This window comes from Caballeronia sp. LZ065 (genome assembly GCF_031450975.1).
Lineage (GTDB): Bacteria > Pseudomonadota > Gammaproteobacteria > Burkholderiales > Burkholderiaceae > Caballeronia.
Genome location: NZ_JARUXV010000001.1, coordinates 1,842,395 through 1,857,237, shown reverse-complemented (window position 1 = coordinate 1,857,237; position 14,843 = coordinate 1,842,395). Strand labels below are relative to the sequence as shown.

9 protein-coding genes and 1 pseudogene are annotated in these 14,843 nt (G+C 64.7%); 6 read left to right on the top strand and 4 right to left on the bottom strand.

Annotated features, from left to right (window positions below; all coding sequences use genetic code 11):
* The first annotated feature begins 59 nt into the window (after positions 1–59).
* A complete protein-coding gene (locus tag QCE63_RS08525; protein WP_309832309.1) occupies positions 60–2,438 on the top strand; it encodes a polysaccharide biosynthesis tyrosine autokinase in 2,379 nt (792 codons plus the stop codon).
* A 126-nt stretch (positions 2,439–2,564) separates the two neighbouring features.
* Here QCE63_RS08525 and QCE63_RS08520 read toward each other — a convergent pair whose 3' ends face one another.
* Together QCE63_RS08520 and QCE63_RS08515 are read right to left on the bottom strand one after the other, a co-directional pair.
* Complete coding sequence (locus QCE63_RS08520) at positions 2,565–3,989, bottom strand: cytochrome c peroxidase (RefSeq protein ID WP_309832308.1); 1,425 nt, start codon at positions 3,987–3,989, stop codon at positions 2,565–2,567.
* Between the two features lie 142 nt (positions 3,990–4,131).
* A complete protein-coding gene (locus QCE63_RS08515; RefSeq protein ID WP_309832307.1) occupies positions 4,132–5,958 on the bottom strand; it encodes an alkaline phosphatase family protein in 1,827 nt (608 codons plus the stop codon).
* A 613-nt stretch (positions 5,959–6,571) separates the two neighbouring features.
* Between QCE63_RS08515 and QCE63_RS08510 the strand changes: the two genes are divergently transcribed.
* Positions 6,572–7,402: a sulfite exporter TauE/SafE family protein gene (locus QCE63_RS08510; protein ID WP_309832306.1), complete on the top strand. Its 831-nt coding sequence runs from the start codon at positions 6,572–6,574 to the stop codon at positions 7,400–7,402.
* A gap of 147 nt (positions 7,403–7,549) precedes the next feature.
* A complete protein-coding gene (locus QCE63_RS08505; RefSeq protein ID WP_309832305.1) occupies positions 7,550–8,020 on the top strand; it encodes a ribonuclease in 471 nt (156 codons plus the stop codon).
* Between the two features lie 11 nt (positions 8,021–8,031).
* Here the strand turns inward: QCE63_RS08505 and bfr are convergent, their stop codons facing one another.
* The gene (bfr, locus tag QCE63_RS08500) at positions 8,032–8,508 is read right to left on the bottom strand and encodes a bacterioferritin (RefSeq protein WP_309832304.1); all 477 of its coding nucleotides are present in this window, start codon (positions 8,506–8,508) and stop codon (positions 8,032–8,034) included.
* Positions 8,509–8,862: 354 nt separating this feature from the next.
* On the opposite strand from bfr, the gene QCE63_RS08495 reads away from it, so the two are divergent.
* From QCE63_RS08495 to QCE63_RS08485, 3 genes are read left to right on the top strand one after another with little or no spacing between them, the layout of a single operon-like run.
* A complete protein-coding gene (locus tag QCE63_RS08495) occupies positions 8,863–10,974 on the top strand; it encodes a TonB-dependent siderophore receptor (protein WP_309832303.1) in 2,112 nt (703 codons plus the stop codon).
* Positions 10,975–11,004: 30 nt separating this feature from the next.
* A complete protein-coding gene (locus QCE63_RS08490; RefSeq protein ID WP_309832302.1) occupies positions 11,005–12,213 on the top strand; it encodes a PepSY-associated TM helix domain-containing protein in 1,209 nt (402 codons plus the stop codon).
* A complete protein-coding gene (locus tag QCE63_RS08485; RefSeq protein ID WP_309832301.1) occupies positions 12,206–12,391 on the top strand; it encodes a hypothetical protein in 186 nt (61 codons plus the stop codon). Before QCE63_RS08490 ends, QCE63_RS08485 begins: the two co-directional genes overlap by 8 nt.
* A 63-nt stretch (positions 12,392–12,454) precedes the next feature.
* Here the strand turns inward: QCE63_RS08485 and QCE63_RS08480 are convergent.
* Positions 12,455–14,826, bottom strand: a pseudogene (locus tag QCE63_RS08480) (phosphocholine-specific phospholipase C).
* Positions 14,827–14,843 lie beyond the last annotated feature (17 nt).

The following is a 14,843-nucleotide window of genomic DNA, read 5'->3' as shown; positions in this document are numbered from 1 at the left end:
CTTGGTCTTTACTTCTTTGTTAGGGATATAACATGCTTTCATACAACATGCGCCCCACCATGACGCCAGTTCCGCACCGGGGTGACGGAATCGTGGATCTCTGGCGCAGCGTGGTACGTCACAAGACCTTGCTCGGCGCGGTTACCGGCACATGCTGCGCGGCGGGCGTCCTGTACATCCTGCTGGCGACGCCGCAGTATCGCGCGGAAGCGCTGCTGCGCGTGCAAAGCAAGGCGGGTGTCGCGATCAGCTCGCTGTCGGACGTGTCCGGCTCGATCGCCGCCGAGGGTTCCGCCAACGACGAAAGCGACGTGCTGACCTCGCGCTCGGTCGTGAGCGCGGCGATCGCGCAGACGGGCGCCGAGACGGTCGTGCAGACCGAGAGCCATTTCCCGTTGATCGGCCGCTGGTTCGCGATGCGTCACGCGACCGACCGCGAACTCGTGCCGGCGCCGTTCGGTCTCGATCAATACGCGTGGGGCGGCGAGCGCCTGACGCCGGGCGTGTTCAACGTGCCGAAGGCCGCGCTGCAGATGAAGTTTCACATCATCGCGGGCGAGGGCGGCCGCTGGACGCTGTACGACAAGGACGATACGCGTCTGGCCGAAGGCAAGGTCGGCGAGACCGTGCCGTTCCAGGTGACGACGCCCGAAGGCGCCGCGCCCGGCGAAGTGCGCATCGACACGCTGCGCGCCCGTCCTGGCGTCGAATTCCAGATCGTGAAGTATTCGCAGCAGACCACCTTCGACAACGTGCTGCAACGTCTGCGCACCGCGATTCCGCCGCGCGATTCGGCGCTGCGCGATCCGGCGCTGATCCACCTGACCTATCAGGCCGACTCGTCGTTCGAGGCGCAGGCAATGGTCAATGCGATCGTCAAGAACTATCAGGAACGCGACGTCGAGCGCCGTGCCGCGCAGGCGCAAACCAGCCTTGACTTCCTGAAGCAGCGCCTGCCCGCGCTGAAGGCCGATCTCGAACGTGCCGAAAGCCGTCTCAACACGTTCCGCACGCAGACCGGCACGGTCGACATGCAGCAGCAGAACGTCGCGCTGATCACGCGCATGAGCGCGCTCGAAGAACGCCAGACAACGCTGCAACTTGCGCTCGACGCCGCGCAGCATCGCTATCGTCCGGATTCCGAGCCGTATCAAAGCGCGCTCACGCAGCTGAACCAGGTGAAGCGCGAGATGGGCGATGCGACGAAGACCGCAGCGGCCCTGCCGAGCATCCAGCGGCAATATGTCGAACTGTCGCGCGAAGTCGCCGTGACGACGCAGCTCTACACCAGCGTGCTCACCAACGCGCAGCAGCTCGAAGTGGCCGCGGCCAGCACGCCGCCGGGCATGGCCGTGGTGGACTGGGCCATCGCGCCCGAGAAGCAGTCGTGGCCGCGCGCGTGGATCGTGCTGCTCGGCTCGATCTTCGGCGGTCTGTTCCTGAGCACGGTGTCGATCTACGCGATCGCACTGCATCGCCGTGAACTGCGCAGCCCGGAGGAGATCGATCACTTCTCGCAAGTGCCGCGTCTCGCCGTGATCGCCCGTTCGACCGCGCAGCTGCGCCAGGATGTCCGTGCGCTCACGCATAACGCAGCGCCGGCGCGTCTGCTCGCGATGACGAACCCGACCGATCCGAGCGTCGAAGCCTTGCGTTCGCTGCGCAGCAGCGTGCGTGCGATGCTCTCCGGCGTGCCCCTTGCGAATCATCCGGGCTTCCACGGCCTGCATCCGATGAACCCGCTCAACCCGATGAACCCGATGGCGCTGAGCCACGCGGTCGGTCACACGGGTCACACGACGGCGGTGATGAATCCGGGCTATGTGATTGACGCACCCGGCGCCCACGACAGCGGCAGCCGCGTGCTCCTGTTCACGGGTCCGACGCAAGGTGTGGGCAAGAGCTTCGTGTCGTCGAACTTTGCTTATCTGCTGGCCGAGACGCGCGCTTCGGTGCTGCTGATCGACGCCGACATGCGCCAGGGCCGCCTGCGTCATCTGACCGATGACCGCGAGCATCCGGGTCTGGCCGAAGTGCTGGCCGGCACGGCGAAGGTGGAAGACGCGATCAGGCCGCTCGGCAATGGCGGACTCTCGCTGATGGACGCGGGCGCGGAATTCCCGGAGAACCCGGCGGAGCTGCTGACCCGTCCGGCGTTCCAGGAAATGATGACGATGCTGCGCGACATCTACGATTACATCGTGATCGATTCGCCGCCGGTGCTGCCGGTCGCGGACGCGCTGTCGATCGCGATGCAGAACTGCGACCTCGTGCTGCTGGTCTCGCGCGCGGATCGCACGGGAGCCAGGCAACTGGAGGAGACGCTGCGCCGTCTGGAGAATGTCGGCGCGAAGGTGGGCGGGCACGTGTTCAACGGCTTCGCACCGGGACGCTACGGTGCGCGCGAGGAATACGGCATCCGGACGTCCATGCGGTAATAGCTTGAGCGAGGCGCGCGTGCGAGCGACAAGCCGTTAAGAAGAGCCGCCGCCGTTTCTTTGAGCCGGAGTGCTGGGATGCCAGCCTCCGGCTTTTTCCTTTGCTGCGCGCCTCAGGGGCATAAATCAGGGCGTATAACCGTCCGTCAGCGTGTTCATGAACGCGATGATGTCGTGGATGTCATCGTCGGTCATCGCGGGCTTGTCGCCCGGCTTGCGGTCGAAGGGCGCATCGGTGACGTCGATGTTCGCGTGGTACTGCGGCGGCAGATCGTCGTATTGCCGTGGCTTGCCCGCCGCGTCGAGCGGATAGATCTTCGCCGGGTCCGCGCTGCGCAGGTTGTAGAAGTTCATTACCTGCTTCAGGTCGTGATACACGCCGTTGTGAAAGAACGCGTGGCGCGTCGCGACATTGCGCAACGTCGGCGTGAGGAACATGCCGCAGTATTGCGTCAGCGTGGCGGCGTCGGAGCGGAAGGGCCCGCACACGCCCATGTCGTAGAACTTCGGGTCGTGGTTGATCGGCAGGTCGCGGTTGCGCGGCACGCCCAGCGCCTCGTATTGCGTGTCGGTGAAGAGCGGCGGCAGGTGGTCGGCGGTCGGCTTGCTCAGATGGCAGCCGGCGCAGTTGGCCTTGTCCGGATCGTTGAAGAGGCGCAGGCCATGCAGCTCCGCCTGCGTGAGCCGCGTCTTGCCTTGCAGCCAGTAGTCGTACTTGCTCGTGAAGCGATGGAACGACGGATCTTCGAACTGGTAGCGACCCACCGCGAACATGGCTTCGTCGACCAGCAGGTCCGGCTGCTTCACGATGCGCTCGCCGAACAGCTGCTTGAACTGGTCGAGGTACGGTGCGTTCATCAGCTTGCGCGCGACTTCGTCGGGGCTGTGGTTCGCCATTTCGACCGGGTTCAGCATCGGTCCGATCGCCTGGTCCTGCAGCGTGCTCGCGCGGCCGTCCCAGAACAGGCCGCCTTGCGGCACCAATGCGGGCGCGGCGGGCGCGACGCCGGCCGTCTTCGCCGCGCGCTGCGTGCCGGCCGCGGCGGTGGCCAACTGGTCGAGCGAGACGGGCGCGGCGTCCATGTCGTTCTGGTCAGGGCCGATCGAGAACGGCGCCTGGCGGTACAGATAGGCCAGCGACGGCGGCGGCCGATAACCGGCCTGCGTCATGTGCTCGCCGCCCAGCTGCACCGAGAGATCGTTGGGCGGGCCATACGCGTGATCCGGGTGGTGGCAGGACGCGCAGGACTGCTTGCCCGATGCCGACAGCGACGCGTCATTGAAGATCTGCTTGCCGAGCAAGGCCACCGCGCTCAGCGGCTGGCTGGGCGGCACGTGCAGCGCGACGGGCTGCGGATTAGCGCCGGTGAGATCCTCGACCAGCGTGCCGACGGACAAGGGCATCCGCTCCGGATAAACGAGCGCATAGGCGGCGAAGGCGGCGCAGGCCGCCGCGGCGATCGCGGCGGACCAGCCGAGCACGCGCGGCAAGAGGCGCGGCGTGGCGCCGGCGGAGAGCGAGGGCGGCAAGGCAGGGTTCGGAGAGCTCATGACGATGGAGATGAAGAAGGCTTAAAAAAATCATCGAGCCGGCGCGTTGAGGCGCCGGCTCGAGCCGTGGCGAAAGGGGCTGCGCGCCGCGCCTTCACATGGAAGAGGGCGCAAGGCGGAGGGCGGGGCGCGCGGTCACGCTTCAGTTGCTGGCGGGCGCGGCGGCGAGCTTCGTGCCGAGGCTCGGATCAAGGAAGACGGTCGAAGCGTTGCCCGTGCCGTTCACGTCGAGCATGCTGCGGATGTCGCCGGCCGTCGCGTCGAACGAACCGGCGCCAAGACGCGCGCCGCCGAGCCAGTTGTCCTCGATGAAGCGCACGACCGAAGCCTGCGTGATCGGCGTGTGGTCCACGTAGTTGACCTTGGCCCACGGCGAGATCATCAGGAACGGCGTGCGCGTGCCGGGACCGCAGCGGCCGTTGACCTCGCCGCCGTTGATGCCGAGCGGTTGCGTCGCGCCCGCGGCGGTGCACTCGCCCTGGCCCGACAACTGGTCCGCGCCGGTGAAGGTGGCCGTGCCGACCTTGGTGACGAGGGACTTGTCGAACGAGGAGCTCTTGACGGTCGGCACCACGTGGTCGTACCAGCCGTCCGAGTCGTCATAGGCCACCACGACGAGCGTGTCCTTCCAGTCGGGCTGCTGCTGCAGGAAGTTCGTCACCTTCACGACGAAAGCCTGTTCGTCGAGCGGGTCGGAGTTGCCCGGATGGCCGTCGCTGATGGCGGGCGCCTTCAGGAAGCTCACCGACGGAAAATTGCCCGCCTTCACGGCCGTGAAGAAGTCGTCGACGTCGTACTGGTGATGCACCGGCGTCGCGGTGTTGTCGAGCGTCGACTCGGTGTAGCCGATCATCGCGGTGGTGGTCGGGCGCTGGTGCGTCGGATTGGCCGTCGAGGTGTAGTACTGGAACCACGCGTGATGCTGCACGTAGTCGGCGGGCGCGGTGCCGAGCACGTCGGACCACGTGGAACGCGCACAGCCCGTCGTGCCGTTCGCGTTGACGGTCTGCAGGTTGAAGCCGCCCATGAAGCCGCCCCAGGTGATGTTTGCGCCGTTCAGCAGGTCGCCGATGTTCTTGCCGCCCATCATGCCGGTCGGGCCGGACGTGGCGCCGAGCGCGGCGATCGAGCAGACGTCGGTGGTCGGGTCGAGGTCGCCGATCATCGTGAAGCCGCCTTGGCCGTCAGGAATCGCGTTGCCGGTCGTGCCCGTCGGATTCTTCGGATTGGGTGTGACCGTCACGCCCTGGTTCTGGCCCGAGACCACTTCGATGGCGCCCGGCGTCGACGGACCGAAGGTGTCGGTCCACGCGTTGTCGTTCATCGCGTAGTTCTGCGCGAGATTCCAGTAAGCCGTGACGGTATTGCCGTCGAAATAGCCCAGCACCTGCGCCGACGAACCGAACTGGCCCGTGCTGCCCGTGATGATCGAACTGGCGGACGTGAAGAGCGGGAACGCGTCCATCTTCAGGTTGTCGTCGGCGAGCTGTTCAGGCCCGTAGCTGTGGTTCTGGCTCTTCGTGTTGGCCTGCGAGCGGTCGAGGCGGAACGGCTGCGCGGTGGTGGTCGTCAGCGCGACGCGGCCGACGCGCGGCGGCGTGGTCGTCTGGCCGTTGACCATGGCGGCGACGATGTTCGGCGAACCCGGTTGCGCGTTCGGATTGGCGGCGCCGGTGAGTCCGGCGGCGGCCAGCGTGGCGATGTCCGTCTGCGTGCCGGCGGCGGCGGTGAAGGCGGGCTCGCCGGCCACGTTCTTCGCGTTCGGGTAGGTGGCGAAGTAGTGATCGAAGGAGACGTTCTCGCCGAAGATCACGACCAGATGCTTGATTGGGGTGGCGGTCTTGAGCGTATCCTGCGCCGAGACGGCGGGCGTGGCGGACCCGCTCGAATCGTGCGAACTGCCGCAGGCCGCCATGGCCAGCAGCGCCGCGACCGAGATCGCACAGGGAAGGATGGTCTTATAGGACATTCGTTGGGGGCTCCAGATTGCCGCACAGCGCTCCAGGACCGACAGGCTGGAGTGGCTGGTTTATTTTTGAATGGATTTGCAAGCGCGCCTCAAGCCGGGACTTGAAGCACGGGAATTGAAACATTTCAATATGGCGAAGCCGGGACGAATTCCTTACTGGTATTTACATACGGTTTAATTACTCTTTGGTTTCTTTTTTGCGTTTTGCCAGCTCTGTTTTGAAAGAACGCATTTGAAAGAAAGGTGGCGTGCAAGGGGTCGCTTGAAGGGATGCGTCGAGGAGCGCTCGTCCTCGTCCAACTGAATTCCTCAAGCGCCCGAGCGCGGTTACAGGTCGTTGCGCGCGTAATTCTCGGCTTAGTCTCGAGGATTATCGTGGCGTCTGTTCCCGGCGCGGTGCCGTCAGATTGATTGGGTGCGGCATGAGAATTCAGGCTTTCAATGGGCGTCCGGATAAGCAAAAAAGGCGCTGCGCGCGCCTGAACTGACCTTGCAATTCAATATTTATCTTACTTACAAAAGCTTCGCCGCTTTTGCCCGGCGCGCTACGCGGCGTGTTATTCCGCTGCGCAGTCGCACGTTATCGCTTTGAATCAATCGAGAAGGATTCAGCATGAGCCTCAGCGTCGAAATCATCGCCATGGTGCTCGTCGCCGGGTTGCTCTGCGGTTTCCTGAATACCGTGGCGTCATCGGGGTCCGCCGTGTCCTTGCCCATCCTGATGTCGATCGGTCTTCACGCCGCCACGGCGAATGCCACCAATCGCATTCCGGTGCTCGTCGGCGCGCTCGCGGCGACCGTCGGCGTCATGCGCGAAGGCGTCATTCCGTGGCGCCGCGCGCTCAAGGTCGCGGCGCCGCTTGCGCTCGGCGCAGCCGTCGGCGCGCTGGCCAGCGAGCATCTTCCGGGACACGACTTGCGCAAGGTCATCGTGGGCGCGGTGATCGTCGCGCTGATCCTGATCTTCACCAAGCTCAAGAAACTGCTCAACGCCGCCGGAGACAGCGAGTTCCGCTTCGACGCGAGAACCGTGGCGCTGCTCTTCGCCGTGGGCATCTGGACCGGCTTCATCGTGCTCGATTCCGGCACCTACATGCTCCTCGTGCTGGTGCTCGCGGCGGGCCTGACGCTCGTCGAAGCCAACATCGTCAAGAACTTCGCGACGCTCTTCACGACCACCGCCGCCATGCTCGTCTTCATTCAGCATGGCAACATCGACTGGCGCGCCGGCGGAATCATGGGGCTCGGCAGCCTCGCGGGCGGGCTGATCGGCGCGCGCATCGCGGTGTCCGAGCATGCGCGGCGCTGGATCGTGGGCTTGCTGGTCACCGTGATCATCGGCGAGCTGGTTCATCTGGCGATCCCGGCACACAGGTTCAACGAAGAATTCATGCCCGCCATCAACCTGTATGCGTCGATCCTGACCGGCCGATCCGGTTCATGAAGACCCCAGGCAAAGATCGTATGGAATGGTCAGGCCGGACTTTGTATCGGCGATGGCCGCCTTGAGCGTTGCTTCACCCCGTCATAAGCGCTACTCTCGATCCGGTCCTGAACGTCGAACGCGGTTCAACCCGGAGGCAACCGTTTCGTGAAGCGAGCATGGGCTTTCTCCTTCGCCGTCGCCCTGAGCGCGGCGCTTGCCGGATGCGGCAAGGGCGGGTCGCAAGACGCGACGCAGAACGCGGGCGCATCCGCGACTCAGGCGCCGGTCCAGCTTGGACAGGTTGCGAGTGGAACCTCTGCCGCTTCGGGCGCGCAGGACCACGGGGCGCCGTCCACCATCCCGAAGGCGCAATTGCCCGGCGAAGCTGCGGAGACACTGCGGCTGGTCCAGTCGGGCGGACCTTTTCCTTTCGGCGAGGACGGTGTCCTGTTCCGCAATAGCGCGTCATTGCTGCCGCAGCATGCGCGCGGTTACTACCGTGCATACACGGTCCGCACGCCGGGCGCGGCGGATCGAGGCTTGCGCCGGATTGTCTGCGGCGGAGCGCGCAAGCAGATTCGCGACTGCTATTACACCGACGATTACTACGCGAGTTTCAAACGGATCGGGGACTAGGAAAGGGTGATTCAAGCCGGCTTGCTCGCGGCCGATTGCTGATAGTTCGCGATGCCGAGCTTGTCGATCAGCCCGATCTGTATTTCCAGCCAGTCGATATGCTCTTCGGTTGCATCCAGCAAGTCGACCAGTAGCTGTCTCGATACAAAATCCCGCACGGACTCGCAATAGCCGATGCCGCTCTTGCATTGCGACTGCGCCGCCCGTTCGAGCGCGAGATCGTTTTTCAACGCATCGAGCGTTTGCCTGCCGATGTTGAGCGGATGCAGATCCTGAAGATTCGGCTCGCCGTCGAGCATCAGAATGCGCTCGATCAAGCGGTCGGCATGCGTCAGTTCGTCCATCGATTCGGCGTATTCATGCGCGCCGAGTTCTTCCAATCCCCAGTGTTTGTACAGGCGAGCATGGTGCAGATACTGATGCACCGCAGTCAGTTCGTTCTTCAGTTCCGCGTTGAGAAGCTCGATAACTTTCGGATCGCTTTGCATGATGTCGCTCGCCCGGTGATTGATCCGGAAAGCATATACGCATTCGCTTCGTTGCTTTGCCCTCGCATCCGTATCTGTCCTGCGCGGAATGCCGGTTATGCCGGACAAATAAGAATCATTCGCGATAACTTCCAAACATTGCTATAGTCCAGCCCGGAATGAATGGGAAGCGACTATGGGGAGAACGGACTTCGTGTCAACGGCCGTTGTCGCGTCGAAAAGAAGTCAAATCAAAAGGACAGGCCAGGCATGCAAGGGCGTCGGGGACGGCAAGGAACGGGTGTTGCAGACGGGGACAAGCATTACGCATACGGCAGAGCGGGCAAGCAACAGATAACCTGTGCAGCACTTCTGATGTTCGCCTGCGCGGCGCACGCGCAGGATTCAGCCGCGGTCACGACCGCCGAGCCGCAGTTGAAACCCGTGATCGTGACGGGCGAGCGTGATCGCGAGACCGCGACGAGCCATGTCGAAGGCTATGTGGCCAGACAGTCCGCCACGGCCACCAAGACCGATACACCGATCATCGAAGCGCCGCAGTCCATCTCGGTCATCACCGCCGACCAGATGCAGGCGCAAGGCGTGCAGAACATCGGGCAGGCGCTGCGTTACACGGCGGGCGTCATTGGCGAGCAGTTCGGCGGGCTCGACACCACGGTCAATTACTACACCGTGCGCGGCTTCCAGAACACCATGCCATTCGTCGATGGCCTTTCCACGCAGACCTTCTTCACCGTGCTTTCGCCGGCCTGGGATCCCTACGGTCTCGAGCGCATCGATATCCTGCGCGGCCCCGCATCCGTGCTGTACGGGCAAACCGTGCCGGGCGGCACGGTGAATCTCGTCACCAAGCGTCCGACTGCCGATCCGTTCCACGAGGCCTCGATCGAGTTCGGCAGCCGCGGGCTGGCGGGCGGACAGATCGACATCGGCGGCCCGTTGAATAAGGACGGGACTGTCCTATACCGCTTCACCGCGGACGCCAGCAGCGCAAGCACACAGACAGCGTTCGTGCAGGACAAGCATGTGTTCGTCGCGCCCGCGCTGACCTGGAAGCCGAATGCGGACACGACCTTGACCGTGCTCTCGCATTTCAGCTATCGCGACACGGGCAATCCGAACGCGGATTTACCGGCGATCGGCACGCTGTATCCGAGTCCGCATGGCCGCATCGGCACCGGCACCTTCGACGGCGAGCCCGAGTTCAGCCAGTTCAAGCGCACCGAGGCCGCGATCGGCTATGAGCTGGAACATCGCTTCAGCGATATCCTCACGGTTCGCCAGAACCTGCGTTACCTGCACGCGCATCTCGACCAGAAGACCGTCGGCGATGCAGGGCTGGAAGACGATCTCGCGACCATCGACCGCTATGCGTATGCCGCGAAAGCCAGCGCCGATATCTTTACGATCGACAACAACGCGCAGTTCCGCTTCGGCACCGGACCGGTCGAGCACACGGTACTGGTCGGCGTGGACTATACGCATTCGGTCGACCGCTGGGCCGAGCGCGATGCCTCCGAGGTGCCGCCGCTCAATCTCTATGCGCCGGTGTATGGCGGCGCGGGCAGTATCGTGTTGCCGGATACGGCGGACTTCAGCCAGAAGAACACGCTGAATCAGGTCGGCGTGTATGCGCAAGATCAGATCCGCTTCGGCAAACTGGTTGTCACCTTCGGCGTGCGGCAGGACTGGACCAGCACGAAGCAGTTCGACCGGATCGCCGGCGTCAACGCTGCCGACAACGACGCCAACCGCTTCACCTATCGCGCGGGACTCGTCTATCTGTTCGACAGCGGCTTCGCGCCCTATGTGAACTACGCGACGTCGTTCCAGCCGGGTCTCGGCATCACGTTCGACGGCTCGCCGCTCAAGCCGACGACCGGACAGAGCGTCGAAGCGGGCGTCAAGTATCAGCCGAAGAACCAGAAGAGCTTCGCGATGCTGTCGCTCTACAACATCAAGCAGAAGAACGTGGTCGAGCCGGACTTCGCGCATACCGACGGCAACTTCGTCGAGCAGACCGGCGGCGTGCGGGTGCGGGGCATCGAGTTGTCGGGCGTCGCGGATTTGGGCGCCGGCCTGAATCTCACCGCCGCCTATACGTACATGAGCGGCGTGATCACGGACAGCGACGAAGGCTATGCGGGCAATCGCGCGGCCAACGTGCCGCATCACATGGCGAGCCTGTGGCTCGACAAGACGCTGCAGGGCGGTCCGCTCAAGGGCCTGGGCTTCGGCGGCGGCGTGCGCTATATCGGGCCGCAATACGGCGACCAGGCCAACACGCTGAAACTGTCCTCGACCACGCTGTTCGACGCCGCGATCCATTACGACATCGAGCGCTGGCGCCTGTCGGTCAATGCGCAGAACCTGTTCGACCGCATCTATGTGAATTGCCAGAGCGACACGTACTGCGGTTATGGTTTGCGACGCAGTGTCATCGGGCGAGCCACCTATCAGTGGTAGGCTGGGCGCCCCACATCACGTTTCCCTGTCATGACCCGGCGATCCAGCGTACGCACGTGGTATCTCGTTCATACCTGGACGAGTCTCGTCTGCACGGCGTTTCTGTTGCTGGTCTGCCTGACCGGCCTGCCGCTGGTGTTCTCCGACGAGATCGACGCGTGGCTCGAACCGCATACCTATGCCGCGCTGCCGGCGGATGCGCCTCGGGCCGCGCTGGACCGGCTCGTCGGCATCGGCAGCCGGTTGTTCCCGAAGGAGGTGGTGACCAACGTGTTCATCGACGACGACGAGCCGCAGGTCTACGTCTGGATGGCTCCGTCATTCGATGCATTGACGCGCGACCGGGATGTCGCGCACTTCATCCGCTTCGATGCACGCACGGCGGCCGTGTTGGAAGTGTCGAAGCCGGAGGGCCAGCAGCCCACGCGCTTCATGGGCCTGATGCTGTCCTTGCATCGCGATCTGTTCATGGCGTTGCCCGGCGAACTGTTCCTCGGGTCGATGGCCGTGCTGTTCGTGATCGCGCTCGTATCGGGCGTCGTGCTGTATGCGCCGTTCATGCGCAAGCTCGCGTTCGGCACGATACGGCGCGACCGCAACACGCGTCTCAAGTGGCTGGACTGGCATAACCTGCTGGGCATTGCGGGGTTCGCGTGGATGCTCGTCGTCGGTGCGACCGGCGTGATGAACGAACTCACCACGCCGCTCTTCGCCCTGTGGCAGCGTACCGATGTCGAGGCGGCGCTCGCACCCTGGCGCGGCGCGCGGCCGCCGACGCAGGCGGAACTGCGGCCCGTGCAGGAAGCGCTGGACACGGCGCGTCGCGCGACGTCGGACACGGTTTTCACGAGCGTCATGTTTCCGGGCAATCCGTATGGCACGCCGCATCACTATCTGTTGTGGGGACATGGCACGCGTCACCTGACTTCGAAGCTGTTCGAGCCGGTGCTCGTCGATGCCCGGTCAGGCGCGCTCACGCCGATGCCGCCGATGCCCTGGTATCTGCGCGCGCTCGAAGTCTCGCGGCCGCTGCATTTCGGCGACTACGGCGGGCTGCCCTTGAAGATTCTCTGGACGCTGTTCGATGCGCTCACCATCGCGGTGCTCGCGAGCGGCCTGTATCTGTGGTTTGCGCGCCGCAAGACGCGGGATCAGCGACTGAAGCACCTGATCGCCGTGCACGAGACTCGTTCTTGCGGCGAACCTGCGCCTGTCATCCCGGACGTGCGACATGAATGACGCCCGCAAGATCTGGACGATACCGCTGCTGCTTGCGGTCCTGACGTTGTTCGGGTTGTTGTCGGCGCTGCTCGGCACGGGCGTATGGCACCCGCTCGCCTGGTTGGCGCTGGCGGTTCCGGTGGCGGTGGTGCTGATGGTCGGACTGAAGGCCAGCCTGAGGCGGCCGCCTCGATGACGCTGGCCCGAACCTGACGAAGGCGCGAAGCACCGGGCCGCAGCCCGATGCCTCGCGCTACGCTCAGAACGCGTCCGTCATGCCCATCGCCGGATCGGAGACCGAGTGACGGCCCGTCTCCATGCGTCCCGCGATACGCCGGTAGAAGCTGCGGTCCGTGCTGCTGGTGATCTCGAAGTCATACCAGTAGCCGGTCTGCGCGAGATTCCAGAACATGGCGACCGGCAGCAGGCCGCCCGTGCTGACCGTCCACGTGTGGCCGGGTCCGAGGCTGTCGGCGCGCGGGAACGGCGCGGGCGCGGGCCAGGCGCCGAAGCCGGCGGCCGCGAAACCGTCGAAGCCCGACGGGCCGCGTCCGAAGCCCGGCAACGGGAGACCCGGAAACGCCTGCAGCGCGCCATAGACGCGGTTGGACTTCACCGTGAACTGGGCCAGTCCCGCGCCGTCATTGCGCAGTTGCAGATGCAGGTTGCCGGTCAGCGTCCCATAGCCCACGCGGACTTCCAGGTTGCTACCCCGATGTCCCTTCAGCGCGGAGAGATCGCCCTTGAACTCGCGATGCCAGCCGTTCGGACCCAGCACCCACAGGTCGTACTTGCCGAGGTCGCTGGAGGCCGGGGTCCAGATATCGTCCAGCGTTCTACCGGGTTCGACGGCGTACCGCTTCGGCAGGCGGTCCAGATGCAGCTTGTCGTACACGTGGAACACAGCGCCCTGGCGGCCCGTGTTGGCGAACAGCAGCTTGACGCCGCCGCTGGATGCGTCGACGTGCGCGCTCGCATGCAGTTCGTACGGCAGCGCGCGCGACGGACGGAAGCCGTTCGCCTGCGCCGGCATGCCCCGACCGGCCTCCGGCACGATCTGTCCCAGCGCCTGCTGCGTGGCGCGCAGCGCATCGGCGTCGGCCTTGCTCTTTTCCCCGGCGAGCGTGGGGAGCGGCTCGCCGTTCGGCGTCGCGAAGTTGAAGGCGGTGGTGAGGTCGCCGTTGATCAGCCGTCGATACGACGAGATGTTGCTTTCCTTGATGCCGAAGCGCGCCTCGAGGAAGCGCAGCACCGAGGTATGGTCGAAGGTCTGCGAGTTGACCCAGCCGCCACGGCTCCACGGCGAGATGACCCACAACGGCACGCGCGGACCCGGACCATACGGCTTGCCGTCCGGTGCGGCGGGCTGGCTGTCGGGCGCGGCGCCGGTGTCGGCGCGGGTGACATAGGGATGCGTGAAATACTCGACGCCCAGCTCGTTGCCGGACAGCGTGGTCTTGCCGGCACAGCTGCCGTCACCGTTCGGCGACGGCACCGCCGCGGGCGGGACGTGGTCGAAGAAGCCATCGTTCTCGTCGAAGTTGACGAGCAGCACGGTCTTGCTCCACACCTCGGGCACGGCGGTCAGCGCATCGAGGAATTGCTGCACGAACCACGCGCCCTGCACCGGGCTCGAAGGACCAGGATGCTCGGAGTAGACATCGGTCGGAACGACCCACGACACCTCCGGCAGACGGCCGTTCTTCACATCGTCGGCGAAGGCTTCGACGAAGGTGCCGTTGGTGTTGGGATCGGCGTCCGTGGTCGGCAGCGTGTTCGCATAGCCCTTGATGATCGGCTGGGCCGCGGCATCGGCCGGGTTGTAGACCGGCTCGGCGGCCTGGGTGAGCGACGTGTTGACCTGGCGCGCCGCCGGCAACGCCTCATTGGCCTGGCGGAACTTCTTGAAGCCGAGCAACGGGTTGCAGCCGTAGGTGTTGATGATGTTCTGATACACCTTCCAGCTCACGCCGGCTTCTTCAAGGCGCTCGGCCGTGGTCTTCCAGTCGAAGTACGCCGAGGCCGACGATGCCACCGTGTAGTCGCCGGTGAAGTTGTTCACGAAGGTCTTGCCATACGCCGGACCATTCGTGCCGGTGGAGTGGAACATCCGGTTCGGATGCGTGCCGCCCAGGAACGCGCAGTGGTAGTCGTCGCAGATCGTGAAGGCTTCGGCGAGCGCGCGCTGAAAGGGGATTTCAGGCGTGTCGAAATAACCCATCGTCTGGTTCTTCTTCGACACCGGCCATGCCGCCATGCGGCCGCCGTCCCATGCGGCCTGCGTGTCGACCCAGCTGTGCGGCGTGCCGGTGACGCGCTGGGCATTGCCGCGCGTTTCGTCGAGATGGTAGGGCAGGTCGACGTTGCCGCTGGCATCGATCTGCTGCCATACGTTGCGGCCGTTCGGCAGCGGGATCGTGAAGCGATCGCCGTAACCGCGCACGCCTTTATAGGTGCCGAAATAATGGTCGAACGCGCGGTTTTCCATCATCAGGATCACGACGTGCTTGACGTCCTTGATGGTGCCGCTATCGCGAGCGCGCGGCGGATGCTGGGCGGAAACACGCTGAGCGCGGCGGCTGACAGGCCGGCCGAGGCCGTGCTCTGGAGAAACTTGCGACGGGAGTTCACGGGGGAAGTGTTCCTTC

What these genes read in the sequence shown, in the direction of transcription:
- QCE63_RS08510 (WP_309832306.1), top strand. Translation starts at nt 6,572, where the DNA reads ATGAGCCTCAGCGTCGAAATCATCGCCATGGTGCTCGTCGCCGGGTTG.
- QCE63_RS08490 (WP_309832302.1), top strand. Translation starts at nt 11,005, where the DNA reads ATGACCCGGCGATCCAGCGTACGCACGTGGTATCTCGTTCATACCTGG.
- QCE63_RS08525 (WP_309832309.1), top strand. Translation starts at nt 60, where the DNA reads ATGACGCCAGTTCCGCACCGGGGTGACGGAATCGTGGATCTCTGGCGC.
- QCE63_RS08520 (WP_309832308.1), bottom strand. Translation starts at nt 3,989, where the DNA reads ATGAGCTCTCCGAACCCTGCCTTGCCGCCCTCGCTCTCCGCCGGCGCC.
- QCE63_RS08485 (WP_309832301.1), top strand. Translation starts at nt 12,206, where the DNA reads ATGAATGACGCCCGCAAGATCTGGACGATACCGCTGCTGCTTGCGGTC.
- QCE63_RS08495 (WP_309832303.1), top strand. Translation starts at nt 8,863, where the DNA reads ATGTTCGCCTGCGCGGCGCACGCGCAGGATTCAGCCGCGGTCACGACC.
- bfr (WP_309832304.1), bottom strand. Translation starts at nt 8,508, where the DNA reads ATGCAAAGCGATCCGAAAGTTATCGAGCTTCTCAACGCGGAACTGAAG.
- QCE63_RS08515 (WP_309832307.1), bottom strand. Translation starts at nt 5,958, where the DNA reads ATGTCCTATAAGACCATCCTTCCCTGTGCGATCTCGGTCGCGGCGCTG.